Source organism: Pseudonocardia sp. D17 (assembly GCF_036984265.1).
GTDB lineage: Bacteria > Actinomycetota > Actinomycetes > Mycobacteriales > Pseudonocardiaceae > Pseudonocardia > Pseudonocardia benzenivorans.
The window spans coordinates 14,655-40,558 of record NZ_BPRG01000016.1 but is presented as its reverse complement, the minus strand read 5'-3'; the positions used below and the strand labels follow the sequence as shown (position 1 = coordinate 40,558).

Below are 25,904 nucleotides of genomic sequence, written 5' to 3'. Positions count from 1 at the left end.
GAGCACCGAAAGCGCTCCCTGCCGGGAACCACCGTGCGAAGGGAAGGTAGAGCCATCAGCACCGGTTGGCATCGCATCGACGACGTCCCCGACGAGGGCCGGGTGCACACCGCGATCGTCGACGGCCGCAGCATCGCCGTGTCCCGCTGCGGCGGGCACGTCGGCGCGCTCGACAACCACTGCCCGCACCAGGGCGGCCCGCTCGGCGAGGGCTCGATCGAGAACGGGCTGCTGCGCTGCCCGTGGCACGGCTACGACTACGACCCGCTGACGGGCACGCCGCCGGAGGGCTTCTCCGACGCGCCGCGGGCGTTCCCCGTCGAGGAGCGGGCCGAGGGCACCTACGTCGCGCTGCCCGACGTCGTCGAGCGCCCGCGCAGCGTGTCCGACGTGCTGGTGGAGACGCTGGTGGCCTGGGGGGTCGACACCGTCTTCGGCATGGTCGGGCACTCCAACCTCGGGTTCGCCGAGGCGCTGCGGCGCGCCGAGGACCGCGGCGAGCTGCGCTACGTCGGCATCCGGCACGAGGGCGCGGCCGCGTTCGCCGCGTCGGCCTACGGGAAGCTGACCGGACGGCCTGCCGCGTGCTTCGCGATCGCGGGGCCGGGCTCGACCAACCTGCTGACCGGGCTCTACGACGCCCGGCTCGACGGCGCGCCGGTGCTCGCGATCTCGGGCCAGGTGCCCTCCAAGGTCCGCGGCCGGGGCGCGTTCCAGGACGTCGACCTGTCGGCGGTGTTCGGCGACGTCGCGCTCTCGACGGTCACGGTGACGGCCGGTTCCGACCACGCCGAGCTGGCCGCGACGGCCGTCAAGCACGCGCTGGACGGCCGCGGCGTCGCGCATCTGGTGCTCCCCGACGAGGTGCAGGACCTGCCCAGCGACGCCCCGGCGGGATCGCCGCGGGGACGTCGCGCCGACCTGGGGATCGCGCCGTCGCCCGCGTCGATGGACGCGGCCGCGAGCCGGGTCCGCGCCGCACGCCGGCCGGTGATCATCGTGGGTCAGGGCGCGCGGGTCGCGGCCACCGAGGTGCGCGAGCTCGCCGAGCGTCTCGGCGCCCCGGTGCTCACGACGTTCCGGGCCAAGGGTCTGCTGCCCGACACGCACCCGCTCGGCGCGGGCGTGCTCGGCCGCTCCGGCACGCCGGTCGCGTCCTGGCTGATGAACGAGTCGGACCTGCTGCTCGTCGTGGGGGCCTCGTTCGCCAACCACACCGGGATCGCCACCTACAAGCCGATCGTGCAGGTCGACGACACCCCGTCGGCGATCGGCCGCTTCCACGGCTCCGACGTCGGGCTGCTCGGCGACGCCGCCGTCACGCTGCGGGCCCTGCTCGCCCGGCTCGACGGCGGGTCCGCCGCCGCGACGGACCAGCGCGCCGACGTCGCCGCGCGGTGGGCGATCTGGCGCGCGGAGAAGCGCCGCCGCGCGGTCGACGACCGCGGTCGCGGCGTCTCCAGTGCCGCGGTGTTCGCCGCGCTGTCCGCGCACTGTCCGGTCGACGCCACGATCACGGTCGACGTCGGCAACCACGCGTACTCGTTCGGCCGCTACTTCGAGAGCGCGGGCCAGCCGGTGCTCATGTCGGGCTACCTGGGCTCCATCGGCTTCGGCTATCCCGCCGCGCTGGGCGCGTGGGCCGCCGACCCGTCCCGGCCGGTGGTCGCCGTGACCGGCGACGGCGGCTTCGGCCAGTACCTCGCCGAGGTGACCACCGCGGTCAAGTACGGCATCCCCGTGAAGCACGTCCTGCTCGACAACGGGGCCCTCGGCAAGATCAGCAAGGAGCAGCTGGCCGGCAGCTACCCCGTCTGGCAGACGTCGCTGGTCAACCCCGACTTCGCGGGCTACGCCGAGCTGTGCGGCGCGACCGGCATCCCGGTGCACCGGGCCGACGAGCTCGACGAGGCGATGAAGGCGCTCTTCGCCGCCGACGGGCCCGCCCTGCTGCACGTCCACGCCGACGCGGAGCTGGTGTGACGTGTCCGCGGGGCTGGTCGTCGTACTCGCGGTGGCGGCGGGGGTGCCGCTGCTGCTCGGGCTGTTCCCGGCGGTGCGGCTGCCGGGCGCCCTGCTGGAGATCGTCGCCGGGGTGCTGATCGGACCGTCGGTGCTCGGCTGGGTCACCCCGGACGAGACGATCCGCGCGTTCGCGCTGCTGGGCCTGTCGTTCCTGCTGTTCCTCGCCGGGTCCGAGGTCGACCTGCGCCGGTTCCGCGGCAGCCTGGGCCGGCAGGTCGCCGTGTCGGTCGTACTGTCCCTGGCCGGCGCGGGAATCGTCGTGGCGGTGCTGCTCGCGCTGGGCGTCGGCGGCGCACCGCTGATCGGGGTGGCGTTCCTGGCGACCTCGCTCGGGCTCGTGGTGCCGGTGCTGTCCGACGCCGGAGCGCTCGGCCGCCCGGTGGGCCGGCTGACCATCGCGGGCGCGTCGGCGGGCGAGGTCGTGGCGGTCGTCCTGCTCTCGGTGGGGCTCGCCGGTGGCGACACCCCGCTGGCCGGCCGGTTGCTCCTGCTGGCGCTGCTGCTCGGCGCGCTCGGCGTGATCGGGCTGGCGGTGCTCGGCGCCGAGCACTCGGCCCGGCTCAGCGCCGTGATCGCCCGGCTCGCCGACACCAGCGCGCAGATCCGGGTCCGGCTCACGGTGCTCCTCGTGGCCGGCCTCGCCCTCGCCGCGCAGGCACTGGGCTTCGAGGCGATCCTCGGCGCGTTCCTGGCCGGGATGCTCGTGCGCGCGCTGGACCCCGACCCGCGACGGACGCACCCGCTCTACCCCGTCAAGCTGGAGGCGATCGGCTACGGGCTGCTGGTGCCGATCTTCTTCGTCACGAGCGGGCTGACGCTCGACGTCGCCGGGCTGGTCGAGCACCCGGCGGCGCTGGCCACCGTGCCGGCGTTCCTGCTGGCGTTGCTGCTGGTCCGGGGCGTCCCGGCGGTCGCGTTCCGGCGTGACCTGAGCCGCCGCGAGCTGTTCGCCGTCGGGCTGCTGCAGGCGACGTCGTTGCCGTTCCTGCTCGCCGTCGTCGAGATCGGGGAACAGATGGGGCTGCTCGATCCGGCCGTCGGTGCCGGGCTGATCACCGCGGGCGTCGTGTCGGTCCTGGTGTTCCCGGTGGCGGCGCTGGCCGTGCTCGCGAAACCGGCGACGGCCCCGAGTGTGACCCGCGTTACTCTCTGGGCGTGGAGGCCGAGGATCCGCAGCTGGTCGCCCGGCTCCGGGCCGGCGACCGGGACGCGTTCGCGGCCGTCGTCCGGCAGTGGTCCCCGGTGATGCTCCGGGTGGCCCGGTCCTACGTCCACACGCACTCCTCGGCCGAGGAGGTGGTCCAGGAGGCCTGGCTCGGCGTGGTCCGTTCGCTCGACGGCTTCGAGGGTCGCTCCCAGCTGCGGACCTGGGTGTTCCGCATCCTCGTCAACGTGGCCCGGCGGCGCGGCCGGGCCGACGAGCGGGCCAACGCCGAGCTGATGGGGCCGACGGTGGACCCGCGCAGGTTCCGGGACGACGACGATCCCTACCCCGGCCACTGGCGCGACGACGCCGCGCCCGTCGACTGGGGACCGGAGCCCGAGGTGCTCGCCGCCGAGTTCCGTGCTGCGCTGGGCAAGGCGCTCACCGAGCTCCCCGAGCGCCAGCGTGCCGTGGTCGAGCTGCGCGACGTCCACGGTTTCGACGGCGAGGAGGTGTGCGAGCTGCTGGACCTCACCGCGGCCAACCAGCGTGTCCTGCTCCACCGCGGCCGGGCCAGGCTGCGTGCCGCGCTCGAAGGGGTGCTCGCATGACGACCCCGCGCGACATCGCCTGCGTCGAGCTGGTGGAGCTGCTCACCGACTACCTCGAAGGTGCGCTGCCCCCCGACGAGGTTGCCGCCGTCGAGGCCCATCTCGAGATCTGCCCGCCGTGCCGGGTCTACGTGGCGCAGATGCGGGCCACGATCGCGGCGCTCGGCTCGGTTCCGGTCGAGACGCTTCCCGACGAGGCCTACGACGAGCTGCTCGCCGCCTTCCGGGACCGGTTCGCCTGACTACGACGACGGCGAGCAGACCTCCTCCAGCCAGGCCCTGAGCTCCCCGACGACCTCGTCCGGGTCGGCGGTCACGAGCCGGGTGACGACGCCGTCGCCGACGTCGTGGGTGATCCGCGCGCGGAAATCGCCGTCCTCCCACCACACCCGGACGAGGAAGACGGCCGTGTCCGCGCCACGCCGCGCCATCGCGCCATGCTCGTGCGCGGTCGTCTCCCGGGCGTCTATGAAGGAAGCAGCGTGCTCGCGAGCCGGGCGAGCCGCGCGGACGGCGCCACCCCGAGCTCGCGGTGCAGCTGCGTCCGGTACTTGTGGTAGTGCCGCAGCGCCGACGCCGCGTTCCCCTCCGCGAGGTGCACCTCGATCACGATGCGGTGCGCGGTCTCGCGGATCGGCTCCACCGCGACGGCGGCGAGCGCGGTCTGCATCGCCTCCAGGTACCGCGCCTCGGCGAGGAGCAGCTCCGCGATGCCCTCCAGGGCGTGCACCCGCACCTGGTCCCAGCGTTCACGCTCGAGCAGCAGCCACTCGTCGCACCAGCTCGGGAGCAGCTCCAGGCTCAGCGCCACCACGAGCGCGCCGAAGTGCGGGTCGTCCGGCGTGCTCTCACCCCGCAGGGCCCGGGCGACGCCCGTGTGGGTCCGGCGCACGTCCACGTGGACGTCGCGCGTCAGGCGCAGGCGGGGCCCGACGTTCTCCACCAGCGGGACGTCGCCGAGCTGCCGACCGCGCCACAGCGCCGAGCGGAGGTTGCCCGCCGCGCGGGCGACCGAACTGTCCGGCCAGAGGAGCTCGGCCGCCGTTGACCTGTGCGTGCCGCCCTCCTGCAGGGCGAGCAGTGCGAGTAGCCGCTGGGTTCCGAGCGGTAACGAGTACCGTTGGTCACCGACGGTGCAGTCGAAACCGCCGAGCAACCCGAGACACGCGAAGTCGGACACGATCAGTTCCCCCCCACGGGGCGAGCGAGGGCCCACCTCCCCCGGTCCTGATTCCCCGTCTTCCCCAGGTGCGTATGTCGTGTGTCGTCGATTTGAGCACCCTGTCCCGCCGCGGGAGAACCGCTGAACCGGGCACACGCTGTCACGGCTCCGTCACCGGCCCATCCTCACCCTGTCAACGACGGCCCCGAACGGCCGCGATCGCCGTCGCACCGCACCTGCGGCCGTGGCCGGACGCATCCGACGCCGACGGCCCGGCCACACGGCACCGACGGACGGACGACGGCCTGGTGACGCGGGTGGGGGAGGCTCCCGCCCTCGGGTGCGAGCCAAGGGGGTGACGTGGATGGACGTCCGTGACCTGGTGCCAGGACTGCGGGAGCTCCAGGGCGTCACCCTCGGCGACCCCGAGGTCTGCGTCGCCGTGCTGGACGGACCGGTCGACCTCGCCCATCCCTGCTTCGCGGGTGCGGACCTGACCGCGCTCGAGACGCTCGTGCCGAACGTCGCGGACGACAGCGTGATGGCGCTGCACGGGACCCACGTGGCGAGCCTGTTGTTCGGACAGCCGGACGGCCCCGTCCCCGGGATCGCACCGCGGTGCCGGGGCCTGGTCGCCCCCGTGTTCCGGGACGGCGAGCGATGCTCGCAGCTCGACCTCGCCCGGGCGATCGACCAGGCGCTCGACGCGGGCGCGGACATCATCAACATCAGCGGTGGCGAGCGGGCCCCGGCGGGTGAGGCCCAGGACCTGCTGGCCCGGACCCTGCGCCGGTGCGCCGACGACGGCGTCCTCGTGGTGGCCGCCGTCGGCAACGACGGGTGCGACTGCCTGCAGGTCCCCGCCTCGGTCGACACCACGCTGGCCGTCGGTGCCTGCGGCGCCGACGGGCAGCCCCTGGACAGCAGCAACTGGGGTGAGACCTACCGGTCGCACGGCGTCCTCGCACCGGGCCGGGCGATCGAGGGGGCCCGGCCCGGCGGCGGCACGGCCGCGCTCACCGGCAGCAGCTTCGCGACACCGATCGTGTCCGGGGTGGCCGCGCTGCTCTCGAGCGCGCGCCGGGCCGCGGGGCGCGCGGGCGATCCCCGGGCGGTGAGCGCGGCGATCCTCGCGGGCGCGGCTCCCTGCCTGCCCGCCGACGACCCGGGCTGCCGCCGGTTCCTCAGCGGCACCCTCGACGTCCCGCGGGCCTCCGAACTCGTCCTTCAGGAAGGTGGAACGGCCGTGGACAGTCCCGATGCCGTGACGACGATGCCCGAGCAGAGCCCTGGGGAGCAGGCGCCACCCGAGCCGACGGTGGGCGTCGAGGCCGCCGGCGAGTGCAGCTGCCCGCCCGAACCCCCGGCCGTCCGACCGAGCGAGGTCCGCCCGGCCTCCGGCTGCGGCTGCGGCGGGGAGGGCGGCGGAGCGGGCGGGGGCGCTCTGGTCTACGCCCTCGGGGCGGTCGGCTACGACTTCCGCACCGAGGCGGAGCGGGACGGTTTCCGGCAGCAGATGAAGGAGTTCGAGATCGGCCGCGACAACGGCGTGCCGATCATGGCCCAACCCAACCCGTACGACCCGCGTCACCTGGCGCGGTACCTCGCGGAGAACCCCTGGGCGTCGGACAAGCTCACCTGGACGCTCAACCTCGACCGCACCCCGATCTACGCGCTGGAGGCCGAGAACCCTGTCGGCATGACGTGGGAGCCCTTCACCTCGCCGGACGCGAACAAGCCCGAGCTCGAGGACGTCGTCGGCAACCCGAAGGACCTGGCGACGATCCTGTCGGGCTTCGGCGCCCATCCACCGGTGTCCTATGTGTACAAGGTGTTCCGGGACGCCGTCGTCGGGCAGGTCCTCAACCCGGCGGACCCGGACACGATCGACAGTTTCGTGTCGCGGGTGTCGATCCCCGGCCGGCTCACCGGGCGCACCGTGCGCCTGTTCTCCGGGCAGATCGTCCCGGTGGTGCGGGTCAGCGCCCGCGGGCTGTACACGTGGAACGAGGCCCGCCTCGTCCAGGCCGTCGTCGACCAGGTGGAGGAGATGGCAGGGCAGGACGGCGCGAACGCCGGGTTCGACCGGACGACGAACGAGCGCAACGTCCGTGCGTTCCTCGACAAGATCTACTACCAGTTCCGCAACACCGGGCAGAGCCCGCAGGACCGTGCGCTCAACTTCGCCGGCACCAACGCGTTCCTGTTCGGCAGCGAGATCCAACAGGGCTTCCTCTCCGGCGAGTACGTGCCCGGACCGGACCGCGGGTTGTTCGCGCTGGACACGATCAGTGTGGCCAAGAGCCCGTACTGCCGGATGGACTCCGACTGCTGGGACGTCGTCATCACGTTCTTCGACCCCGTCGACGAGCGGCGCGCCCGGGTCTCGTGGCTGTTCACGATCGACGTCAGTGCCGAGCTCCCGGTGAGCCTGGCACCGCCGCACCGGTTCCTCGGTCGCTGAGACCGGGCGTGATGAGGAGGGATGCATGAGCGATACGACCACCCCGTCGACCGAGCCCGTCCTGCGGCTACCGCCCCAGGTCCGGCCGGTCGAGCGGGACGAACCCCGGGAGGGAGCCGCTCAGGGGACCGACGGCGTGGTGGCCGCAGGCTGCGGCGACCTGACCGGCATGGCCCGCGAGCTGTGCTACGCGAGCCAGTACGGCGTCTATTTCTGACAACGAGGGAGAGTGCCATGATCGACACACCGACGCTGAGCCTGCCGATGCAGGCGATGCCCATCGACCGCAGCCAGCTGCCCGGCGCCGCGATGACCGCGGACGGCGGGGTGGAGGCCGACCTGTTCGGCATCGACTTCGACAAGGTGTTCGACGTCGTGAAGACCGTCGGGGACGTCGTCAAGACCGCCGCGCCGATCGCGACGACCATCGGCGGCTTCCTCAGCGACCGCACCCTCAAGACCGACATCACCCCGGTGGTGTGGACCCGCTGACATCGCCGGCCCCGCCGGCCGCACCCGACCCCGCCGACCGTCCCGGGTACGGGCCGGCCGGTGGGGCCGAGCCGGTCAACGGGTTCCGGATCCTCGAGCAGGTCGCGGGCCTGCCCGTCAGCACCTGGCGCTACCGGTGGCAGGGCCGGGAGGTACGCCACCTCGGGCCGATGGCCCAGGACTGGGCCGCGACGTTCGGGCTCGGCGAGAACGACCGCACCATCGCGGTGGTCGACGCGGCCGGCGTGTGCCTGGTGTCCATCCAGGCCCTGGACCGGCTGGTCCGCGAGCTGCAGGCGGAGGTCGCGGAGCTGCGTGCACGGCTGGCCGCGGTCGAGCACTGACCGACGAAGGAGTGGACTCCCATGACGCTCGTCCTGCCCGATCTCACCGTCATCGACCGCGCCACGCCTTACGAGTTCACCCATCTGAGGATCGGGATCCCGGCCGAGGCGGCGGCAGCGGCGGCGGAGACCGCGCACCTCGACCAGCACCAGATCCAGAGCATGCTCGTCGCGGTGCGGCGGGCCCGTGAGGCACGCGGCGCCCGCGACGTCGGTCCCCTCGAGAAGTTCGTCGAGGTCGACGTCGGGTCCCGGTTCCTGGGCGCGCCCGGTGACCCGAGCCCCATCCTGGTCCGCCCGCAGGCCCTGTTCCCGGGCTGGTAGCACCGTGGACGACCGCGACCTCGTCACGCCCGCGCAGCTCACCGGCCTGCGGCCGCACCTGGTGAACCTGACCCGCGGAACGCTGTCGGACTCCGGGCTCGCCACGACCTCCGCCCAGGACGTCGACCGGATCTTCGCCGAGCACCTGCCTGCCTTCGTCGACGGCCGCGCCGACGTGCCCGTCGTCCTGTGGGCGCACGGCGGGCTGGTCGACGAGGCGTCGGGGCTCCGGATCGCCGAGCGACAGGTCCGGTGGTGGCTCGACAACGGCGTCTACCCGATCTTCTTCGCCTGGGAGGCGGGGTTCTCCGACGCGCTCCACCAGCTGCTGGGCTCGTTCGTCGGGGGCCGGGGGCTCGACGCCGTCACGGACCGGCTCGTCGAGTGGACGGTGCGCCACCTCGGCGGCCGGGCCGTCTGGGGCTCGATGAAGAGCAGCGCGGAACGGGCGTCGGCACCGGACGGCGGGGCCCGGCTGGTCGCGCAGGCGCTCGGGGCGTTCGTGCGCGACCACCCCGGCGCCGTGCGGCTGCACGCCGTGGGACACAGCGCCGGCGCGATCCTGCACCGGCACTTCGTGCCCGTCGCGGTGGCCGAGGGCGCCGCCTTCGACTCGCTGTCCCTGCTCGCCCCCGCCCTGCGCGTCGACGCCTTCCACGCCGGCCTCGCACCTCTCGTCGGCCACGGCGTCGCGGAGCTCGCGCTGATCACGATGGACCGCGACCACGAGCGGGCGGACGTGTGCGCGGTCGGCTCCTTCACCGTCTACCACGACTCGCTGCTCCTGCTGATCCGCGCGGCGCTGGAGGACGAGGAGCTCACCCCGATCCTCGGTCTCGAGGAGAGCGTGCACGCCGATCCCTGGCTCTGGTCGCTGTTCGGTCCGGGCGGACCCGCCGACGTCCGGCACGTCTGGGCCCCGACCGCACCGGGCACTCCGCCGGAGGCGGCGAGCACGTCGACGACCCACGGTGGGTTCGACGACGACCCCGCGACCATGGAGGGCATCGTCCGGCGGATCACCGGCAGGCTCGCACAGCCCTACCCGGTCGCCCGGGCCGGAGAGCGCGCGCCGGACGTCCTCGCCGGTCCTGCGGGTGTGACGGTCGTCGGCGCGACCACGGCTGCCGCTCCCGGTGCGCGGACGGGCGCCCGACGCGCGTTGTGCGTGGGGATCAACGCCTACCCCGACCCGAACACGCTGTCGGGCTGCGTCGCGGACGCCGAGTCGTGGGCGGCGGCGCTGGTCCGGCGCGGGTTCGAGACCGAGACGCTGCTCGACGGCGCGGCCACCCGGCAGGCGATCGTGGACCGGCTCGGTGGGCTTGTCGGGTCCGCGGAGCCCGGCGACGTGATCGTGTTCCAGTACGCCGGACACGGCACGACGGTCGCGGACGTCGACGGGGACGAACTCTTCGACCAGGCCCTGTGCCCGGTGGACTTCGCCTCCGGCGCGCTGCTGGTCGACGACGACCTCCGCGCCCTCTTCGCCGACCTCCCGGACCAGGTGAACCTGACCTGCTTCCTGGACTGCTGCCACTCGGCCACCGCGACGCGCCGGGCCTACCTCCGGCACGTCGACGAGCCACCGCCGGAACCCGGCAGGCCGCGGTTCATCCTCGCCGACGCCGCGCTGGAGGCGGCGCACCGCGCGTTCCGCCAGCGCACGGGCGCCACCCCGGCCGGCCGGTCGACCAGGGGCACGGAGGCGATGCGGGAGATCACCTTCAGCGCCTGCCTGCAGAGCGAGCTGGCGTTCGAGACCGGTGGTCGCGGGGACTACTCGCGCATCGCCGTGCCGCTGCTGGACACCGCCCAGGGCACGAACCAGCAGTTCCAGGAGCAGGTCCTCGCGGCTTTCGGACGCAACCCGCGGCAGACGCCGTTCCTCGACAGTGCCCCGTCGGCGGCGTCCCGACCGTTGCTCGCCCCCCGCGGCACCCCGGAACCAGCACCGGACGGCACGGCCGACCGCGGCACCGGGTCACGCGCGGCGACCGTGCTGCGTGCCGTCGCCGACCTGCTCGACTGACCGCTGTCGCCCCGGCGCAGCGCCCAGTGCTCCTGTGCCGTCGGCGGACCGGCGGACCCGGGGCCCGGCCGATCGACCGACGCCGCCCTCCCCCACGCGCTCCGTCGCTCGCCCGACATCGCGGACGCCGGGTTCGCGACATGGTGGTCCTGCGCCGGAATCCCGGCGCCGACCATCGAAACGGAGGGCAACCAAATGCGCACCAGTCTTCTCGCGGCCGTCGGAGCCGCGGTCGCCGTGGCAGGCCTCGTCGGGTTCGCCGGGACCGCGGCTGCCGCGGAGGCGGGGCATCCCGCCTACATCAAGGCACCCGCGACGGCCTACCAGCACGCCGACAACCGGTCCGCGCCGATCTTCACCAACCTCAAGCCCGGGCAGCAGGTCACCGCGCTCTGCTTCACCGAGGGGCAGACCGTCGACGGCAACCACAACTGGTTCCGGATCAGCCTGACTCCCGACCCGCAGGGCTCGACCGGGTTCGTGCACCGCGACGCGATCAGTGTCAGCACCCCCGACCTGCGGCACTGCTGACGCCACGGCCTCGTCTGCTCCGACGTGCGACGCGGCTCGCCGCGGACGTCGGAGCCGGGCGCAACCCCACGGTCGGCGCCGGCCCGATCCGGAGCAGTGGGGTTGCGCCCGGGGTCAGGGCGTGCCCGGGCGAGCGGGGCAGCGTGGCGCCGGAGCCCGGCCGACGGCTCCGCGACCGGGTCAGCCGGCCGGTCGATCGAGGTGCCGCGGCTGGGGCGCGTACTGCACGCCGCCCCAGGCCGCGCGCGCACCGCTGTCGCCGATGCGCACGACCTGCACGGCCGACACCACCGCGAACACGACGACGAGCACCGCGAGGACGACGACCCCGACGCGCGCCTGCCCGTCGCGGATGCGGGGCGCGGCCATCGTGCCCGGTCCGGCGTGCCGGGCGGTCGCGGTGTCGCGGTCCGTCGTCCGGCGGCGCAGGTGGTCGAGCAGGACGAGCCCCGCGACGAACAGCAGCAGCGGGGCGACGAAGACCAGCAGCTCGTCACCGAGCTGCGTGTGGGTCTCCATCGCCGCCGTGCGCGGGAGGTTGTGCTCGAGGCTCTCCCCGGTGCTGGTGGCGACCGGGATCGCCAGCGTCGCGAGGGCCGTCAGGGCGACCACCGGCCACCCCCACCGCGGCCGGATCCGGGGCCACGCCGCGACGAGCACCGAGCCGATGACGGCGGCCGGCACCAGCACCACCACCGCGTGCACCACCAGCGGATGCAGGGGGAGTCCGAACATGAACGTGGGCAACGGCGCGGCCTTCCACAACGGCGGTCACGAGACGACGTCGATCGTGGCGGCGAATTCTCAGAGGTTCCTTGGAGCCACGGGCAGGGTGAGCCGGAACGTCGCGCCCCGGCCCGCGGTGTCGACGAGCGCGACGCGCCCGTCGTGCGCCGCCGCGATCTCGGCGACCAGGGCCAGCCCGAGGCCGTAGCGGCGCCTGCCGGCCTCGCCGGGCCGCGACGTCGTCGCGAACCGGTCGAAGAGCCGCGGCGCCAGAGCCGGGTCGACGCCCTCGCCGTCGTCGGTGACGTCGACGACCGCGGTGTGCCCCTCGACCCGGACGGTCATGGTCACGACCCGCGCGGCGTGGCGCACCGCGTTGTCCGCGAGCGCGGTGAGCGCGCGGCGGAGTGCGGCGGCCGACCCCGTCGTGTGCACGGGGTCACCCACGTCGAGTCCGAGATCGATCCCACGGTCGGTGGCGTCGGCCTCGGCGGCGGCCACCACGTCGCGGCACAGGTCGGTCAGGTCGACGACCTCGCGGGGCCGGGCGCCGACCGGGTCGGCGGCGAGCAGCAGGTCCTCGAGGATCGCGGTCAGCCGGCCGGCGTCGGTCACGACCCCTTCGACCTCGGCGACCACCTCGGGGTCGGCGCCGGGATCGCGACGCAGCCGCCGGCGCAGCAGCTGCGCCCGGGTGCCCAGCAAGGTCAGCGGCGTGCGGAGCTCGTGGCCGGCGTCGGCGACGAACCGCCGCTGCAACGACAGCGCGGCCGACAACGGCGCGAGTGCCCGGTGGCCCAGCCAGGTCCCCGCCGCGCCCGCCACGAGCAGGCCCGCGAGGCCGGTCGCGAACATGGTGGCGAGCAGCCGGTTCCGCTCGGCGTGGTTGACGGTCAGGTCGAGGATCGCCTGCACGGTGGTCCCGTCGCTGCGCAGCTCGGTGGCGACCTCGTACTGGACGTGGTCGACGCTGCGTTCGACGGTCGGCGGGGAGCCGCCCGCGGCCGCGTCGGCGACGGCTCCGAGATCGGCGACGCCGGCGTGCAGGCCCGGGGTGACGGTGACCGCTCCGGTCCGGTCGCGCAGGACGAGGTACATCCCGTCGGGCGGGTCGGCGACGTCGTCGGCCCTGACGATCGCCCGCTGCAGCTGGGTGGCGACCTGCGCGCGTTGCGCACCGAGCAGCACGACGACCGCGACCGCCGTCAGCGCGACGACGATCAGCCCGGCGATGACGGCGGCCTGCACGCCGAGCCGGACCGCGGCCCGTCGCGCCAGCAGGGCCTCCCCCGCCGGCCGGGGCCTCATCCCACCGGTCCGTCGACGCCGGGAGCGGCCGGGACGCCGACCCGGTAGCCGCGCCCGCGCACCGTCTCGACGACGCCGCGCCCGAGCTTGCGCCGCAGGTAGTGCACGTAGGTGTCGACGACGACGGGGTTCTCGGCCTCGGGGAACGCCAGCGCGAGCAGGTCGTCGCGACCGAACACCTGACGCGGCCGCGAGGCCAGCGTCGCGAGCAGGGCGCACTCGCGTTCCGACAGCGCGACCCGGCTCCCACCGACGACGACGTCGCGCGCGTCCAGGTCGAGCCGGGCCTCGCCGATCGGGAGCACCCGTGCCGCGTCGAGATGCCGACGGCGCAGCGCGCGCAGGCGGGCCAGCAGCTCGTCGATGTCGAAGGGTTTCGTGAGGTAGTCCTCGGCGCCCGCGTCCAGCCCCGCGACCCGGTCGGCCGGATTGCCCAGGGCCGAGAGGACGAGCACCGGCGTCGTCACCCCGCTGCGCCGCAGCCGGCCCAGCAGGTCGAGCCCCTCGAGGGCGGGCAGTCCCCGGTCGAGCACCGCGACGTCGTAGCTGCGGGTCAGCCCGTAGTGCAGTCCGGTGTGCCCGTCGGCGGCGACGTCGACGAGGTAGCCCTCCTCGCGGAACAACCCGGCCAGCATCGCGGCCAGCTCACCCTCGTCCTCCACGAGCAGCACCCGCGGTCGCGCGGTCACGGGTGCCCCGGGGTGCGCGGACCCCGGGACGGCGGATCCGGACGGCGCGTTCATGGACGCCATCATGACGAACGGCGCAACGCCGTGCCCCGACACCACCCGCCGCGGGACGATTTGTCCGCGCTGCTCCACGTGGGTGTCCCACTCCCCAGGAATCTCCAAGAACGCGGGGGTTGAGTGGGTGCCGTGACGGATTCGCAACGGGGACGCGCCGCCGCCCGCGACCGCGCCCTGCAACGGGCTTCCACCGCGACCGGCTGGATCGCGGTCGGCGGCATCGCGGCGACGGCGCTGGCAGCGGTCGTGTTCTCGCAGGCCCCGGCCGCGGCCACCACCGACACCGCGACCACTGCCCCGCCCGCTCTGACCGGGCAGGTCCCGGACGATGACGGTGGCCCAGGCGAGGGCGGCCCGGCCGCGGCGGACCCGCCGGGCACGAACCCCGCCGTCCCGAACCGGTCGCACCACTCGTCGGGCCGACAGGGACTGCAGGCGCCGGCGACGCCGGTGGTCCCCGTCGCGCCGCAGGGCGGACATCACGTCTCGTCGGGTGCGTCGTGACCGCCACCGTCGTCGGGCCGGAGGTCTCGGAGTCCTTCCCCGCGATCGGCACGACCGCCACGGTCGTCGTGACCGACGGGGCCGCACTCCGCACGGCGGTCGCGATGCTGCGCGCGGAGCTCGACGAGCTCGACCGGTCCTGCTCCCGGTTCCGGGTCGACTCCGAGATCCGCGGGGTCGAGCGGCGGGCCGGGACGGCGGTCCCCGTCGGCGACACCCTCGCCCTGCACCTCGACGCGGCGCTACGGGCCGCGTCGCTCACCGACGGCCTGCTGGATCCGACGGTCGGGACCTGCATGGATGCCCTCGGCTACGACCGCGACATCGCCGACGTGGCCGACTCCGACACCGCCGCCGCCCCGGTGCCCGCACCGGGTTGGTGGCGGGTCGGCTGGAACGTCACCGACCGGACCGTGCTGGTCCCCCGCGGGACCGGCATCGACCTCGGCTCGACGGCGAAGGCACTCGCCGCCGACCGGTCCGCGGCGGCGATCGCGGACCGCACCGGCTGCGGAGTGCTGGTGAGCCTGGGCGGAGACGTGGCCGTCGCCGGGCCGCCCCCGGCGACCGGGTGGCGGATCCGGATCGGCGAGGACCACGCCGCGCGCGGTCCGGGGCCTGTGGTCGCGATCGCCTCCGGCGGGCTGGCGACGTCGGGGACGACCCGCCGACGCTGGCGGCGCGGCGACCTCCGCTGTCACCACATCGTCGACCCACGGACGGGCCTTCCGACCGCGGGCGGTTGGCGGACCGTCAGCGTCGCCGCCAGGACGTGCCTGGAGGCGAACACCGCGGCCACCGCGGCGATCGTGGCGGGGCACGAGGGTTGCCACTGGCTGTCGCAGGCGAACCTGCCCGCGCGGCTCGTCGCCGACGACGGGCAGCTCGTGGTACTGGGCGGCTGGCCGGCCGATCTCGACGCACGCTGATGTGGACCTGGTACGCGAGCCGTGCTGCGGGCCTCGTCGTGCTCGTGCTGCTCACCACGACGCTGCTGCTCGGCATCTCCGGGGTCGCCCGCGCGGCCACGACACGCTGGCCCCGGTTCGCGCTGGGCCGCCTGCACCGCAACGTCTCGCTGCTCGCGATCGTGTTCCTCGCGGTGCACGTGGCCACCGCGGTACTCGACGGCTACGTCCCGATCCGGTGGCTCGACGTCGTGCTCCCCTTCACCTCCGCGTACGAGCCGTTCTGGCTCGGGCTGGGCGCGGTGGCCTTCGACCTCCTCGCCGCGCTGGTCGTCACGAGCCTGCTGCGCGCCCGGCTGGGCCTGCGCGCGTGGAAGGCGGTCCACATGACCGCGTACGCGTGCTGGCCGCTCGCCGTCGCGCACGGGCTCGGCATCGGGGGAGCCGACTCGACCACCGGCTGGGTCCTCGTCCTCACCCTCGGTTGCGTCGCGGCGGCCACCGCCGGGCTGCTCTGGCGGGCGCTGATCTGGTCCGACGACTCCCGGGAGCCCACACGATGACGACGGCCCAGGACCTGTCGCACGCCCACCGGCTCCTGGCCTCGTGGTACGCCGACGGCGACCGCGACGACCTGGCGGCGCACCGGCGCCGCCACGGGTCCCTGCCGGTGCTCGACGTTGCCGGGCTCGCCGACCTCGTCGAGGTGGCCGGGCTGCGAGGGCGCGGCGGGGCGGGGTTCCCGACCGCAGTGAAGCTGCGCGCCGTCGCCGCGCGGGGTGTGCGCGCACGCCGGCGCGTCCCGGTCGTCGTCGCCAACGGGTGCGAGGGCGAGCCCGCCTCGCGCAAGGACGCCGTCCTGCTCCACCACTCCCCGCACCTCGTGCTCGACGGGCTCGCCGCCGCCGCGGACGCCCTCGGAGCCGACGACGCCATCCTCTGCGTGCACACCGGCGAGCCGGGCCTCGGGGATCTGCGGGCCGCGGTGGCCACCCGCGACGACCGGGTCCCCGCGCGGGTGGTCACCGTCCCCCGCCGCTACGTCGCGAGCGAGGAGTCCGCGCTGGTCGGGTACCTCTCGGGCCGGCCCGCGCTGCCGACGACCACGCCGCCGCGACCCGCCGAGCGCGGCGTCGCCGGCCGTCCGACGCTGGTCGACAACGTCGAGACACTCGCCCACCTCGCGCTGATCGCCCACCACGGACCGGACTGGTTCCGCCGCGCCGGGACGTCCGACCTGCCCGGCACGCTGCTCGTCACCACCGGTGGCGCACTCCGTGACCCCGGCGTCGACGAGGTTCCCGGCGGCACGACCGTGCAGGCGGTCCTCGAACTCGCCGGCGGTCCGGCCGAGCCCGTGCAGGCGATCCTGTCCGGCGGCTACGGCGGCGCGTGGCTCGGGATCGACGCGCTCGCCACCCCGCTCACCCACGAGGCGATGCGGTCCGCGGGATCGGCACTCGGCGTCCCGACGCTGCTCGCGCTGCCCACCCGCGTGTGCGGGCTGGGTCAGACCGCCCACCTGCTCGACCATCTCGCCGCCGAGTCCGCCGGGCAGTGCGGACCGTGCCGGTTCGGCCTGCCGGCGATCGCCCAGGACCTGCGGGCGATCGTGCACGGCTCTCCCGGCGCCCCCGACGCGCACGCCCGCCTCCAGCGCCGGCTGGGGACCGTCGACGGCCGTGGCGCCTGTGCACATCCGGACGGCTCCGTCCGGCTGGTGCGCAGCGCCCTCCGGGTCTTTCGGCACGACCTGCACGATCACCTGCGGGGCCTGCCGTGCGCGGGTGCGGCCGCACCGGCACTCTTCCCCCTGCCGGGCCGTGCCCGATGAGCGATCGCCGCCGGGTGTCGGACGTACGTCTACGCGTCGACTTCGTCGCCTGCGACGGGCACGCGCTCTGCGCCCAGCTGCTGCCCGAGGTGATCACGCTGGACGAGTGGGGATACCCGATACTCGCGAACGGGCGGACGAGCGACCCGCTTCCGCACTCGCTGCTGCGACTCGCCCAGGCGGCGATCGACGCCTGCCCCACCCTGGCGCTGCAGCGAGACCGGCAGGATTCCCCGCGGCACCCCCCACCTGCCGCGGGAGTCTGACGATGCGGGCAGGTGCGTCAGGAAGAGAACACGAGCGGCAGCACCACGGCGGCGGTGACGAGCGAGATGCCGGAGAGCAGGTCCGCGCGGATCGGGATGGCACGGGCGACCAGCCGCCCGATGAACAGTCCCGCCAGCGACATCACGACGGTGGCGAGGCCGAACACCAGCGCCGGGACGACGGGCGCGACGCCGAGCAGACCCAGACCCGTACCGGCCAGCAGGTTGTCGACGCTCAGCGCGAGCGGCATGCCCAGCAGCGTCACCCAGGGATGGTCCACCTCCTCCGGCTCGGGTTTCCGCAGCGCCCCGATGAGCAGGTACAGCCCGTAGACGCCGAGGACGACCGGGCCGACGTACTCGGAGACGTCGCCGATCGCGTCGCCGACGAGGTGGCCCAACTCGCCGCCCACCAGGGGCGCGACGAAGTCCCAGAGCCCGAAGACGAGTGCGATCTGCACCGCCCGCCGGATCCCGAACGGGACGGTCCCGATCGCGATCGCGGACCGGAAGTTGTCCAGGCTGAGGAAGAAGGCGAGGACGGCGATGCTGATCGCCGAGTCGGCGTTGATCTCGGTCACGACGCGCCCGCCCGGTGCGGCCGCGGCACGAGCTCCAGCTCCACCGGCTCCCCGTTCGCGACCCGCACCGCCTCGTCGACGAGGTGGTGGTCGGGTGAGAGGTGGCAGACGGGATCCGTGCGCCCCGCGTCGCCCGTGAGCTGGAACGCCTGACACCGGCAACCGCCGAAGTCGATCTCCCGCCGGTCACAGCCGCGGCACGGGTCGGGCATCCAGTCCGTGCCCCGGTAGCTCTCGAACAGCGGCGAGCTCGTCCAGATCCGTTCGAGCGGGTCCTCGCGCACGCTCGCGCGCGGCAGGGGCAGCGACTGCGCTGCCGGGCAGGGCAGCACGTCGCCGTTGGGCGCCACCGTGAGCTGGCGTTCGGCCCAGCCGCCCATGCACGGCTTCGGGTAGCGGCTGTAGTAGTCGGGCAGCACGTACACGACCTCCATGCGGCCGGCCAGCCGCGCCCGGGCCGCGCTGACGACCGGCTCGGCCTCGGCGAGCTGCGCCCGGCTGGGCAGCAGCGCGTCGCGGTTGCGCCAGGCCCACCCGTAGTACTGGGTGTTGGCCAGCTCGATCCGGTCGGCGTCCAGCTCCTCGGCCAGCGCCAGCAGGTCGCCGACCCGGTGGATGTTCTGTCGGTGCAGCACGACGTTGAGCGTGAGCGGCCAGCCCAGCTCCTTCACGAGCCGGCACGCCTCGATCTTGCGGTCGAACGAGCGCGTGCCGGCGATCCGGTCCGACATCTCCTGCTCGTCCGCCTGCACGCTGACCTGCACGTGATCGAGGCCCGCTGCGCGTAGCCGCTCGGCACGGCGACGGTCGAGTCCGAGCGCGCTCGTCACGAGGTTCGAGTACATCCCCAGCTCGCGGGCGGTGGCCGCCAGCTCGACGACGTCGCGGCGCAGCAGGGGCTCCCCGCCCGACAGGTGCAGCTGCAGCACACCCAGCTCCTGGGCCTGCTCGAACACGCGGCACCACTCGGCCGTCGTCAGCTCGTCGCCGTACTCGGCCAGGGTGACCGGGTTCGAGCAGTAGGCACACGACAGCGGGCAGCGGTAGGTCAGCTCGGCGAGCAGTCCGAACGGCCGGTTCATCACACCTCCACGCAGCGTCGCTCGGCCATCTGCCGCAGGAACTCGCGCACGTCCGCCTCCTCGACGTGGTCGTACCGCGCCCGCAGCTCCGCGACGATCTCGGCGACGGTCCGCCCGTCGCACAGCAGCAGGATGTCCGCGCTGGTCGCGTTGAGCACCGCGACGGTCTCGGGGCTGAGCAGGACGTGCCGGCCACGGGCGGCGTCGAACCGCAGCCGGACGTGCGGGGCGAGCCGCGGCCTGCGGACGTCCTCGACGACCTCCCCGCCGTCCACGGCGGTCACTCCGGGTACGCCCGGTCGATGCCGTCCAGGATGCTCCAGAGCACGTCGCACTTGAACGCCAGTGCGGCCACGGCGCGCTGCTGGTCCTCCGGCGTGCGGCAGTGCTCGGTGACGACCTCCAGCGCGTGCTCGGAGTCGCGCGGCGCCTGGTACAGGCGGGCACGGAAGTAGGCGAGGCCGTCGCGGTCGATCCACGGGTAGTGGCGCTCGAACGCGGCGAGCCGCTCGGCCATGAGGTCGGGGGCGAACAGCTCGGTCAGCGACGAGGCGACCGCGTCCACCCACGGGCGGGTGCGCGCGAAGGTCACGTACGCGTCGACGGCGAACCGCACGCTCGGCACGATGAGGGTCTCGGCGAGCATGTCCTCGCGCGAGAGCCCGACGGCCTCGCCCAGCCGCAGCCAGGCCTCGATGCCGCCCTCTCCGGGCCCGGTGCCGTCGTGGTCGACGATGCGCCGGATCCAGCGCCTGCGCACCGCGACGTCCGGGCAGTTGGCGAGGATCGCGGCGTCCTTGCGCGGGATGGCCAGCTGGTAGCAGAAGCGGTTGGCCACCCAGCCCTGCAGCTGGTTGCGGCTCAACAGTCCTGCGTTCATCCGCACGTGGAACGGGTGCTGGTCGTGGTAGGCACGCGACTGCGCGCGCAGCGCCTCGACGAACGCCTCGGTGTGCGACGTCTGCAACGACGTGGTCATGGGCCCCCTACACCTTCACTTCGAGACCGTCCTCGGCCACGTCCAGGCCGCGGTCGGTGAGCGTCCGTCGCTGCGCGGAGTCCTCGAGCAGGACGGGGTTGGTGTTGTTCATGTGGATGTAGATCGTGCGTTCGACGTCCACCCCGGCCAGCTGCTCCAGGCTCCCGCCGGGACCGCCGATCGCCAGGTGCCCCATCTCCTGCGACGTCTTCGCCGCGAGCCCGAGGCGGATCAGCTCGTCGTCGTCCCAGCAGGTGCCGTCGAGGAACAGGCACGCGCAGCCGTCGATCTCCGCGCGCACCTGGGGGGTGAGCCGCTGCATGCCCGGCAGGTGGACGGCCGCCCGGCCGCTGCGCCCGTCGGTCAGCCGGTAGCCGACGACCCGGCCCTCCTGCGGACCGCCGCCGAAGCGCGCCCGCTTGGTGGTCGGGACGTCGAAGGCGCGGTAGGTCAGGCCGTCGGCGAGCGGCACGTCGACGCCGGGTACGACCGTCCGGAGGTCCACGTCGCAGTAACGCTCCAGCGTCGCGAGCACGCCGCTGCCGTCGCGCAGGGTCGCGGCGACGGCCTCGGTGGCGTGCACCTCCAGGCGCTCGGCCTCCCGCAGCAGGAGCAAACCCAACGTGTGGTCGAGCTCCCCGTCGGTGAGCAGGACCGCGCCCAGCGGAGTGGCCCGGCCGGCGCGCGGTTGCAGGGGCGGGAACGCCTCGACCTGGCTGCGGACGTCCGGCGATGCGTTGAGCAGGAACCAGCGCTGCCGGTCGGCACTCACCGCCACGCAGGACTGCGTCCGCGGGCGGGCGGGTCGCGAGCCGTCGCGGACCGCGCGGCAGCCCGGGCACCCGCAGTTCCACTGCGGGAAGCCGCCGCCCGCAGCCGAGCCGAGCACCTGCAGCCACATCGCGGACCTCCCCGTCCGACGGACGCGGGGCGCCGACCGTGCGGCCGGCGCCCCGCGCGCCCTCAGTCCTCCTTGCGGGCGACGTACATCGTCACCTCGGGAGCGCAGCCGATCTCGTCGAACTCGGGTGCCTCCCACTCGCTACGAGCGGTCGTTTCCACTGGTCACCTCCTGTCTGTCGATCGCGGGCGGGTGGTCACTCCGGCGGCAGGGCGAAGACCATCAGCGCGCTGCCGTGGCCGGCGCCGAGCATCCCGGGCAGGAAGCCCTCGGCCCAACCGCCCCAGCCGACGGGGACGGCGACGAACTGCCGGCCGTCGACGCTGTAGCTGACGGGGCTGCTGTGGTGGCCGCTGCCGCACTGGAACTGCCACAGGTGCTCGCCGGTGCGGGCGTCGAGGGCGTTGAACATGCCGTTGGGCTCACCGGCGAAGACGAGGCCGCCGCCCGTGGTCAGCACCGACGCACACATCGGGAGCTTGGCGCGCCAGCGCCACTTCTCCTCGCCGTTCGCGTCGTAGGCGCTGACGTAGCCGGTCATGTCCTCGATGTCGACCTGCACGCCGGCACCCCAGTACGGGATGCTCTCCTTGAACTCGCGGCGGCGCCGAGTCGCGGTGGCACCGACGTCCTGTACCGGTACGTAGAACAGCTCCGTCTCCGGGTTGTACGCCGCGTGCGTCCACTCCTTGGCACCGGCCGGACCCGGGAAGAAGTGGACCGGCTCGCCCTCCTTCTCCGGATAGCGCGACGGTGTGACCTTGCCGTCGCGGGTGATGTTGCCCCAGTCGATCCGGTCGACGAACGGCGTGATCCGGACCAGCTCGCCGTTGGTGCGGTCGACGACGAAGAAGTAGCCGTTCTTGTCGAAGTGCCCGAGCAGCTTGCGGCCCTCGTGCTCGAACAGGATGCACTCGGAGATCGAGTCGTAGTCCCACACGTCGTGCGGCGTGCACTGGTAGTGCCAGCGGATCTCACCCGCGTCGGCATCGATCGCGACGATGCTGTCGGTGTAGAGGTTGTCGCCCTCGCGCACCTCGCCGTCGAAGTCCGGGGCCGGGTTGCCGGTGCCCCAGTAGAGAAGGTTGGTCTCCGGGTCGAACGTGCCGGTGAGCCAGCAGTTGCCGCCGCCGCGCGCCCACGCCTGTCCCTCGGACGGCCACGTGTCCGAGCCGGGCTCGCCGGGCTTGGGCACCATGTAGCAGCGCCACGCGTGCTCGCCGCTGTCGAGGTCGAAGGCGTCGAGGTGGCCGCGGACGCCGAACTCGCCGCCGGAGCTGCCCACGATGACGAGGTTCTTCACGATCAGCGGGGCGCACGTCGCGCTCTCCCCTGCCCGCACGTCGCCGTAGGTCCGGTCCCAGAGCTTCTTCCCGGTGGTCGCATCGAGGGCGATGAGGTGTGCGTTCGGCGTGACGCTGAAGACCTTGCCCTTGGCGACGGCGACACCGCGGTTGACGTTGCCGCAGCACAGCGACACGTCGTACGGGGTCGCGTGCTTGTAGCGCCAGATCTCGTTGCCGGTCGCCGCGTTCAGCGCCCAGACCCAGCCGTCCCAGCCCGAGACGAACATGACCCCGTCGACCACGAGCGGGGCGGCCTCGAACGCGTAGGTGGAGGCGCCCGCGATCATGCCGCTGGACCCCGCCTGGAAGACCCAGGCCGGCCCGATCCGCTTCACGTTCTCGGTGTTGATCTGGTCGAGCGGGCTGAACCGCTGCCCGTTGTAGGCGCCGTAGTAGGTGAGCCAGTTCTGCGGCTCGGAGCGGGCCTCGAGGATCCGCTCGTAGGTGACGCCCTCGACGACCGGCGGCGCGGTGCCGTGCTTGCCGCTGAGATCTCCCTGGTCGATCGCCTCGCCGGCGTCGACGTACTCGACGGTCATGGCGTGTGCTCCTCCTATGGGCGCGGCTGGTCGGGTCGGTCGAGGCGCGCTTCCGGCGGCACGTCGCCGAGCACGACGATGGCACCGGTCAGACCGCGGCCCTCGTCGTTGCCGGTCGGCGAGCTGTACCAGTAGCAACCGGGGCCGTCGAGGTTGAGGGTCGCCCGGCCGCGCGAGTGGTTCACCAGCCAGATGAACTTGCGGTCGCCGTTGCTCGGCAGCAGCGCGCAGTGGGTGTTCTGGTCGTCGTTGATGAGCTCGAGCTCGATGTCGCCGCCGTGCGGCATGACCAGGATCTGCGGGTCCCAGGTCAGTTCGTCCGGGTTGATCCGGATCGTGGCCGTCATGCGGCCGTCCCCGTGTTCCTTGGCCTCACCGACATTGCCCGAATTGAGCAGCCTCCCGATCGCCGCTCTGTTCTGCACGTTCAGCCCGAGTTTGCCCATCAGGTCCGATCGCTCCTGAGCACTGGTCACGGGCGTCACCTCCCTGAGCCTGGAATCCGTTTCTCGACAGCATTCTTGGTCCGCGGGATTGAATTCGAGACCCCTCGCGGCAATGCTTTGCGAATTCGGTATTCGGAGCGTACGCCCGCCGGATTTCCGCTCACAAGAGCCGCGCCGCTCACCCTGACCCGCCTACCGTTCGTGTGAGCAGGGGCACCGCTCGTGCCACGCGTGGGTCATCGGAGGTCGAAGCGGTCGAGGGTCATGACCTTGTCCCAGGCCGCCGCGAAATCCGTGACGAACCGCCCATGGGCGTCGTCGGCGGCGTACACCTCCGCGATCGCGCGCAGTTCGGAGTTCGAGCCGACGGCGAGGTCGACGCGACTCGCGGTCCACCGGAGCTCGCCGGTGGCGCGATCGCGGCCGTCGAAGGCGTCGGCGCCCGCGGGGGTCCACGACGTGCCCGGGTCGAGCAGGTTCACGAAGAAGTCGGTGGTCAGCACACCGGGCGTCGCGGTGAGCACCCCCCGCCGCGACCCGCCGACGGTCACCCCGAGCGCCCGCAGGCCCCCGAGGAGCACCACCGTCTCCGGTGCGCTGAGGCCCAGCAGGGCGGCGCGCTCGACCAGCGCGTGCTCGCCCGGCAGCCGGCAGCCCGGGCCCCGGTACTGGCGGAAACCGTCCGCGACGGGTTCCAGCGCCGCGAACGAGTCGACGTCGGTCTGCTCCTGGGTGGCGTCGGTGCGGCCCGGCACGAACGGGACCTGCAGGTCGTGGCCCGCGTCGGCCGCGGCCCGCTCGACGGCCGCGCACCCGCCCAGGACGAGGAGGTCGGCGAGCGACACCGGGTGCGGTGCCGCCGCCCGGACCTGCTCGAGCGCGTCCAGGACCTCGGCGAGCCGGGCGGGCTCGTTGACCTCCCAGTCGCGCTGCGGACGCAGGCGGATCCGGGCACCGTTCGCGCCGCCGCGGCGGTCGCTCACCCGGAACGTCGAGGCCGACGCCCACGCGGTGGTCACGAGCTGCGCCACCGACGGCCCGGCGGCGAGGAGCCGCCGCTTCAGGTCGGCGACCTCCGCCGGCCCGACCAGCTCGTGGTCGACGTCGGGGACGCGGTCCTGCCACAGCTGTGGCTCCGCGGGGACCAGCGGCCCGCGATAGCACTGGATCGGACCCATGTCCTGGTGGGTGAGCTTGAACCACGCGTGGGCGAAGGCGTCGGCGAACAGGTCGGGCCGTTCGAGGAAGCGCCGCGAGACCGGCTCGTACCCGGGGTCGTAGCGCAGCGCCAGGTCCGTCGTGAGGAACGTGGGGACATGGGTGACCGCCGGGTCGTGGGCATCGGGCACCGTGCCGGCACCGGCCCCGCCGGACGGGACCCACTGCCAGAGCCCGGCAGGGCTGAGCACCGCGTCCCAGTCGTAGCGGTAGAGCGTCTCCAGGTAGCCGTGGTCCCAGCGGGTCGGGTGCGCCGTCCAGACGCCCTCCAGGCTGCTCACGATCGCGTCGGGTCCGACGCCGGTGCCGTGGTCGTTGCGCCAGCCCAGACCCTGCTCCTCCAGCGGGGCGCCCTCGGGCTCCGGCCCGAGGTGACTGTCGTGCGCAGCACCGTGGGTCTTGCCGAACGTGTGCCCGCCCGCGATCAGCGCGACCGTCTCCTCGTCGTCGAACCCCATGCGCCGGAACGTCTCCCGGATGTCCCGCCCGGCGAGCCACGGATCGGGGACGCTGCGCGGGCCCTCGGGGTTGACGTAGATCAGGCCCATCTCCGAGGCGGCGAGCGGCTCGTCCAGCTCGCGGACACGGGTGTGCCGCTCGTCGGCGAGCCAGGCGCGCTCCGGGCCCCAGTCGACCGAGTCGTCCGGCGCCCACGCGTCCTCGCGGCCACCACCGAAGCCCAGCGTCGGCACGCCCATGGTCTCCAGCGCGACGGTACCGGCGAAGATCATCAGGTCGGCCCACGACAGCGCGCGGCCGTACCGCTTCTTCACCGGCCACAGCAGTCGCCGCGCCTTGTCCAGCCCCTTGTTGTCCGGCCAGCTGTTCTGCGGCGCGAAGCGCTGGTAGCCGCCGCGGGCACCGCCGCGCCCGTCGCGGACGCGGTAGGTGCCGGCGGCGTGCCACGCCATGCGCACCATGAGCGGGCCGTAGCTGCCGTAGTCCGCGGGCCACCAGGGCTGCGAGGTCGTGAGGACCCGCTCGATGTCGCGGCGCACGGCGGCGAGATCGAGCGTCTCGAACGCGGCGCCGTAGTCGAAGCCCGCAGCCCACGGGTCGGCGGCGTCGGGCGCGAGGACCGTCAGGTCCAGCCGGTGCGGCCACCAGACCCGGTTGGCGCCGCCGCGCGTCGGGTGCGGGAGGGCGGCGCGCTCGGCGTTCCGCGTACGGAGGACGACGTCATAGGTGGCGGACACGTCATGGGTGGCGGACACGGAATTCCTTCGGAGACGCTCCAGAACTGTCACGACGGCGCGGCGGAATCGTCACGCCCACGGCGGCGCCCGCCCCGCGCTCGCACACACGCGAATCCGGGCCGGCACCCGTTCGGGCCGTCCCGGGAGAACGACTCTACGCCCGCCGCGATCGGGGTCCGCCGAATTCACCGTCCG

30 protein-coding genes are annotated in these 25,904 nt (G+C 73.8%); 16 read left to right on the top strand and 14 right to left on the bottom strand.

Features of this window, described 5'->3' with window-relative positions:
* The first annotated feature begins 33 nt into the window (after positions 1-33).
* From PSD17_RS02715 to PSD17_RS02700, 4 genes are read left to right on the top strand one after another with little or no spacing between them, the layout of a single operon-like run.
* Positions 34-1,983 carry a thiamine pyrophosphate-binding protein gene (locus tag PSD17_RS02715; RefSeq protein ID WP_339121311.1) on the top strand — a complete coding sequence of 650 codons (1,950 nt, stop codon included), beginning with the start codon at positions 34-36 and terminating at the stop codon, positions 1,981-1,983.
* 1 nt (position 1,984) lies between these two features.
* Positions 1,985-3,271 (top strand): cation:proton antiporter, encoded by a 1,287-nt coding sequence (locus tag PSD17_RS02710; protein WP_339121307.1) that lies wholly within the window; start codon positions 1,985-1,987, stop codon positions 3,269-3,271.
* Positions 3,181-3,780, top strand: coding sequence for an RNA polymerase sigma factor (locus PSD17_RS02705; RefSeq protein WP_339121306.1), 600 nt, complete (start codon positions 3,181-3,183; stop codon positions 3,778-3,780). The genes PSD17_RS02710 and PSD17_RS02705 overlap by 91 nt, the downstream gene beginning before the upstream one ends.
* A complete protein-coding gene (locus PSD17_RS02700; protein WP_339121304.1) occupies positions 3,777-4,022 on the top strand; it encodes an anti-sigma factor family protein in 246 nt (81 codons plus the stop codon). The genes PSD17_RS02705 and PSD17_RS02700 overlap by 4 nt, the downstream gene beginning before the upstream one ends.
* Here the strand turns inward: PSD17_RS02700 and PSD17_RS02695 are convergent, their stop codons facing one another.
* Both PSD17_RS02695 and PSD17_RS02690 read right to left on the bottom strand, forming a co-directional pair.
* Positions 4,023-4,211, bottom strand: a complete 189-nt coding sequence (locus PSD17_RS02695) for a hypothetical protein (RefSeq protein ID WP_339121302.1) — start codon at positions 4,209-4,211, stop codon at positions 4,023-4,025.
* 35 nt (positions 4,212-4,246) lie between these two features.
* Positions 4,247-4,960 carry an AfsR/SARP family transcriptional regulator gene (locus PSD17_RS02690; RefSeq protein WP_339121300.1) on the bottom strand — a complete coding sequence of 238 codons (714 nt, stop codon included), beginning with the start codon at positions 4,958-4,960 and terminating at the stop codon, positions 4,247-4,249.
* Positions 4,961-5,306: 346 nt separating this feature from the next.
* Here PSD17_RS02690 and PSD17_RS02685 point away from each other — a divergent pair, with 346 nt between their 5' ends.
* The 7 genes from PSD17_RS02685 (at position 5,307) to PSD17_RS02655 (ending at position 11,129) form a co-directional block, all read left to right on the top strand.
* Complete coding sequence (locus tag PSD17_RS02685; protein ID WP_339121298.1) at positions 5,307-7,406, top strand: cyanobactin maturation protease PatG family protein; 2,100 nt, start codon at positions 5,307-5,309, stop codon at positions 7,404-7,406.
* Between the two features lie 25 nt (positions 7,407-7,431).
* The gene (locus PSD17_RS02680) at positions 7,432-7,623 is read left to right on the top strand and encodes a hypothetical protein (RefSeq protein WP_339121296.1); all 192 of its coding nucleotides are present in this window, start codon (positions 7,432-7,434) and stop codon (positions 7,621-7,623) included.
* Between the two features lie 17 nt (positions 7,624-7,640).
* Entirely contained in the window at positions 7,641-7,898 is a 258-nt protein-coding gene (locus tag PSD17_RS02675; protein WP_339121294.1) for a hypothetical protein, read from the top strand.
* Positions 7,886-8,242: a tail fiber domain-containing protein gene (locus PSD17_RS02670; RefSeq protein ID WP_339121292.1), complete on the top strand. Its 357-nt coding sequence runs from the start codon at positions 7,886-7,888 to the stop codon at positions 8,240-8,242. Before PSD17_RS02675 ends, PSD17_RS02670 begins: the two co-directional genes overlap by 13 nt.
* Positions 8,243-8,263: 21 nt before the next feature.
* Positions 8,264-8,566, top strand: a complete 303-nt coding sequence (locus PSD17_RS02665) for a hypothetical protein (RefSeq protein WP_339121290.1) — start codon at positions 8,264-8,266, stop codon at positions 8,564-8,566.
* Positions 8,567-8,570: 4 nt separating this feature from the next.
* Entirely contained in the window at positions 8,571-10,598 is a 2,028-nt protein-coding gene (locus PSD17_RS02660; RefSeq protein WP_339121288.1) for a caspase family protein, read from the top strand.
* Between the two features lie 195 nt (positions 10,599-10,793).
* Positions 10,794-11,129 carry a hypothetical protein gene (locus tag PSD17_RS02655; RefSeq protein ID WP_013672952.1) on the top strand — a complete coding sequence of 112 codons (336 nt, stop codon included), beginning with the start codon at positions 10,794-10,796 and terminating at the stop codon, positions 11,127-11,129.
* 180 nt (positions 11,130-11,309) lie between these two features.
* Here the strand turns inward: PSD17_RS02655 and PSD17_RS02650 are convergent, their stop codons facing one another.
* The 3 genes from PSD17_RS02650 to PSD17_RS02640 form a co-directional block, all read right to left on the bottom strand.
* Complete coding sequence (locus PSD17_RS02650; RefSeq protein WP_339121286.1) at positions 11,310-11,864, bottom strand: DUF2231 domain-containing protein; 555 nt, start codon at positions 11,862-11,864, stop codon at positions 11,310-11,312.
* Between the two features lie 69 nt (positions 11,865-11,933).
* Positions 11,934-13,163 (bottom strand): sensor histidine kinase, encoded by a 1,230-nt coding sequence (locus PSD17_RS02645; RefSeq protein WP_013672950.1) that lies wholly within the window; start codon positions 13,161-13,163, stop codon positions 11,934-11,936.
* Entirely contained in the window at positions 13,160-13,834 is a 675-nt protein-coding gene (locus tag PSD17_RS02640) for a response regulator transcription factor (RefSeq protein ID WP_233899420.1), read from the bottom strand. The genes PSD17_RS02645 and PSD17_RS02640 overlap by 4 nt, the downstream gene beginning before the upstream one ends.
* A 204-nt stretch (positions 13,835-14,038) precedes the next feature.
* On the opposite strand from PSD17_RS02640, the gene PSD17_RS02635 reads away from it, so the two are divergent.
* From PSD17_RS02635 to PSD17_RS02615, 5 genes are read left to right on the top strand one after another with little or no spacing between them, the layout of a single operon-like run.
* On the top strand, positions 14,039-14,413 hold the full coding sequence (locus PSD17_RS02635; RefSeq protein WP_158511288.1) for a hypothetical protein: 375 nt from the start codon (positions 14,039-14,041) through the stop codon (positions 14,411-14,413).
* Entirely contained in the window at positions 14,410-15,342 is a 933-nt protein-coding gene (locus PSD17_RS02630) for an FAD:protein FMN transferase (protein WP_013672947.1), read from the top strand. The genes PSD17_RS02635 and PSD17_RS02630 overlap by 4 nt, the downstream gene beginning before the upstream one ends.
* Positions 15,342-15,884 carry a ferric reductase-like transmembrane domain-containing protein gene (locus PSD17_RS02625; protein WP_013672946.1) on the top strand — a complete coding sequence of 181 codons (543 nt, stop codon included), beginning with the start codon at positions 15,342-15,344 and terminating at the stop codon, positions 15,882-15,884. The genes PSD17_RS02630 and PSD17_RS02625 overlap by 1 nt, the downstream gene beginning before the upstream one ends.
* Positions 15,881-17,155 carry an NADH-ubiquinone oxidoreductase-F iron-sulfur binding region domain-containing protein gene (locus PSD17_RS02620; protein ID WP_013672945.1) on the top strand — a complete coding sequence of 425 codons (1,275 nt, stop codon included), beginning with the start codon at positions 15,881-15,883 and terminating at the stop codon, positions 17,153-17,155. Before PSD17_RS02625 ends, PSD17_RS02620 begins: the two co-directional genes overlap by 4 nt.
* Positions 17,152-17,421, top strand: coding sequence for a ferredoxin (locus PSD17_RS02615; protein WP_013672944.1), 270 nt, complete (start codon positions 17,152-17,154; stop codon positions 17,419-17,421). The genes PSD17_RS02620 and PSD17_RS02615 overlap by 4 nt, the downstream gene beginning before the upstream one ends.
* Positions 17,422-17,438: 17 nt before the next feature.
* On the opposite strand, the gene PSD17_RS02610 is transcribed toward PSD17_RS02615, so the two are convergent.
* The 9 genes from PSD17_RS02610 to katG all read right to left on the bottom strand — a co-directional run bounded on the left by PSD17_RS02610 (position 17,439) and on the right by katG (position 25,727).
* The gene (locus tag PSD17_RS02610; protein ID WP_013672943.1) at positions 17,439-18,002 is read right to left on the bottom strand and encodes a manganese efflux pump MntP; all 564 of its coding nucleotides are present in this window, start codon (positions 18,000-18,002) and stop codon (positions 17,439-17,441) included.
* Entirely contained in the window at positions 17,999-19,084 is a 1,086-nt protein-coding gene (gene pqqE / locus PSD17_RS02605; protein ID WP_013672942.1) for a pyrroloquinoline quinone biosynthesis protein PqqE, read from the bottom strand. Before pqqE ends, PSD17_RS02610 begins: the two co-directional genes overlap by 4 nt.
* On the bottom strand, positions 19,084-19,368 hold the full coding sequence (gene pqqD / locus PSD17_RS02600; protein WP_339121279.1) for a pyrroloquinoline quinone biosynthesis peptide chaperone PqqD: 285 nt from the start codon (positions 19,366-19,368) through the stop codon (positions 19,084-19,086). The genes pqqE and pqqD overlap by 1 nt, the downstream gene beginning before the upstream one ends.
* Complete coding sequence (gene pqqC / locus PSD17_RS02595; RefSeq protein ID WP_013672940.1) at positions 19,365-20,063, bottom strand: pyrroloquinoline-quinone synthase PqqC; 699 nt, start codon at positions 20,061-20,063, stop codon at positions 19,365-19,367. The genes pqqD and pqqC overlap by 4 nt, the downstream gene beginning before the upstream one ends.
* 7 nt (positions 20,064-20,070) lie before the next feature.
* A complete protein-coding gene (gene pqqB / locus PSD17_RS02590) occupies positions 20,071-20,964 on the bottom strand; it encodes a pyrroloquinoline quinone biosynthesis protein PqqB (RefSeq protein WP_103380560.1) in 894 nt (297 codons plus the stop codon).
* A gap of 62 nt (positions 20,965-21,026) precedes the next feature.
* Positions 21,027-21,125 (bottom strand): pyrroloquinoline quinone precursor peptide PqqA, encoded by a 99-nt coding sequence (pqqA, locus tag PSD17_RS02585; protein WP_013672938.1) that lies wholly within the window; start codon positions 21,123-21,125, stop codon positions 21,027-21,029.
* Between the two features lie 35 nt (positions 21,126-21,160).
* Complete coding sequence (locus PSD17_RS02580) at positions 21,161-22,849, bottom strand: methanol/ethanol family PQQ-dependent dehydrogenase (protein WP_339121277.1); 1,689 nt, start codon at positions 22,847-22,849, stop codon at positions 21,161-21,163.
* 14 nt (positions 22,850-22,863) lie between these two features.
* Positions 22,864-23,325 (bottom strand): MSMEG_3727 family PQQ-associated protein, encoded by a 462-nt coding sequence (locus tag PSD17_RS02575; protein ID WP_013672936.1) that lies wholly within the window; start codon positions 23,323-23,325, stop codon positions 22,864-22,866.
* 206 nt (positions 23,326-23,531) lie between these two features.
* A complete protein-coding gene (katG, locus tag PSD17_RS02570; protein ID WP_445260983.1) occupies positions 23,532-25,727 on the bottom strand; it encodes a catalase/peroxidase HPI in 2,196 nt (731 codons plus the stop codon).
* Between the last annotated feature and the right edge of the window lie 177 nt (positions 25,728-25,904).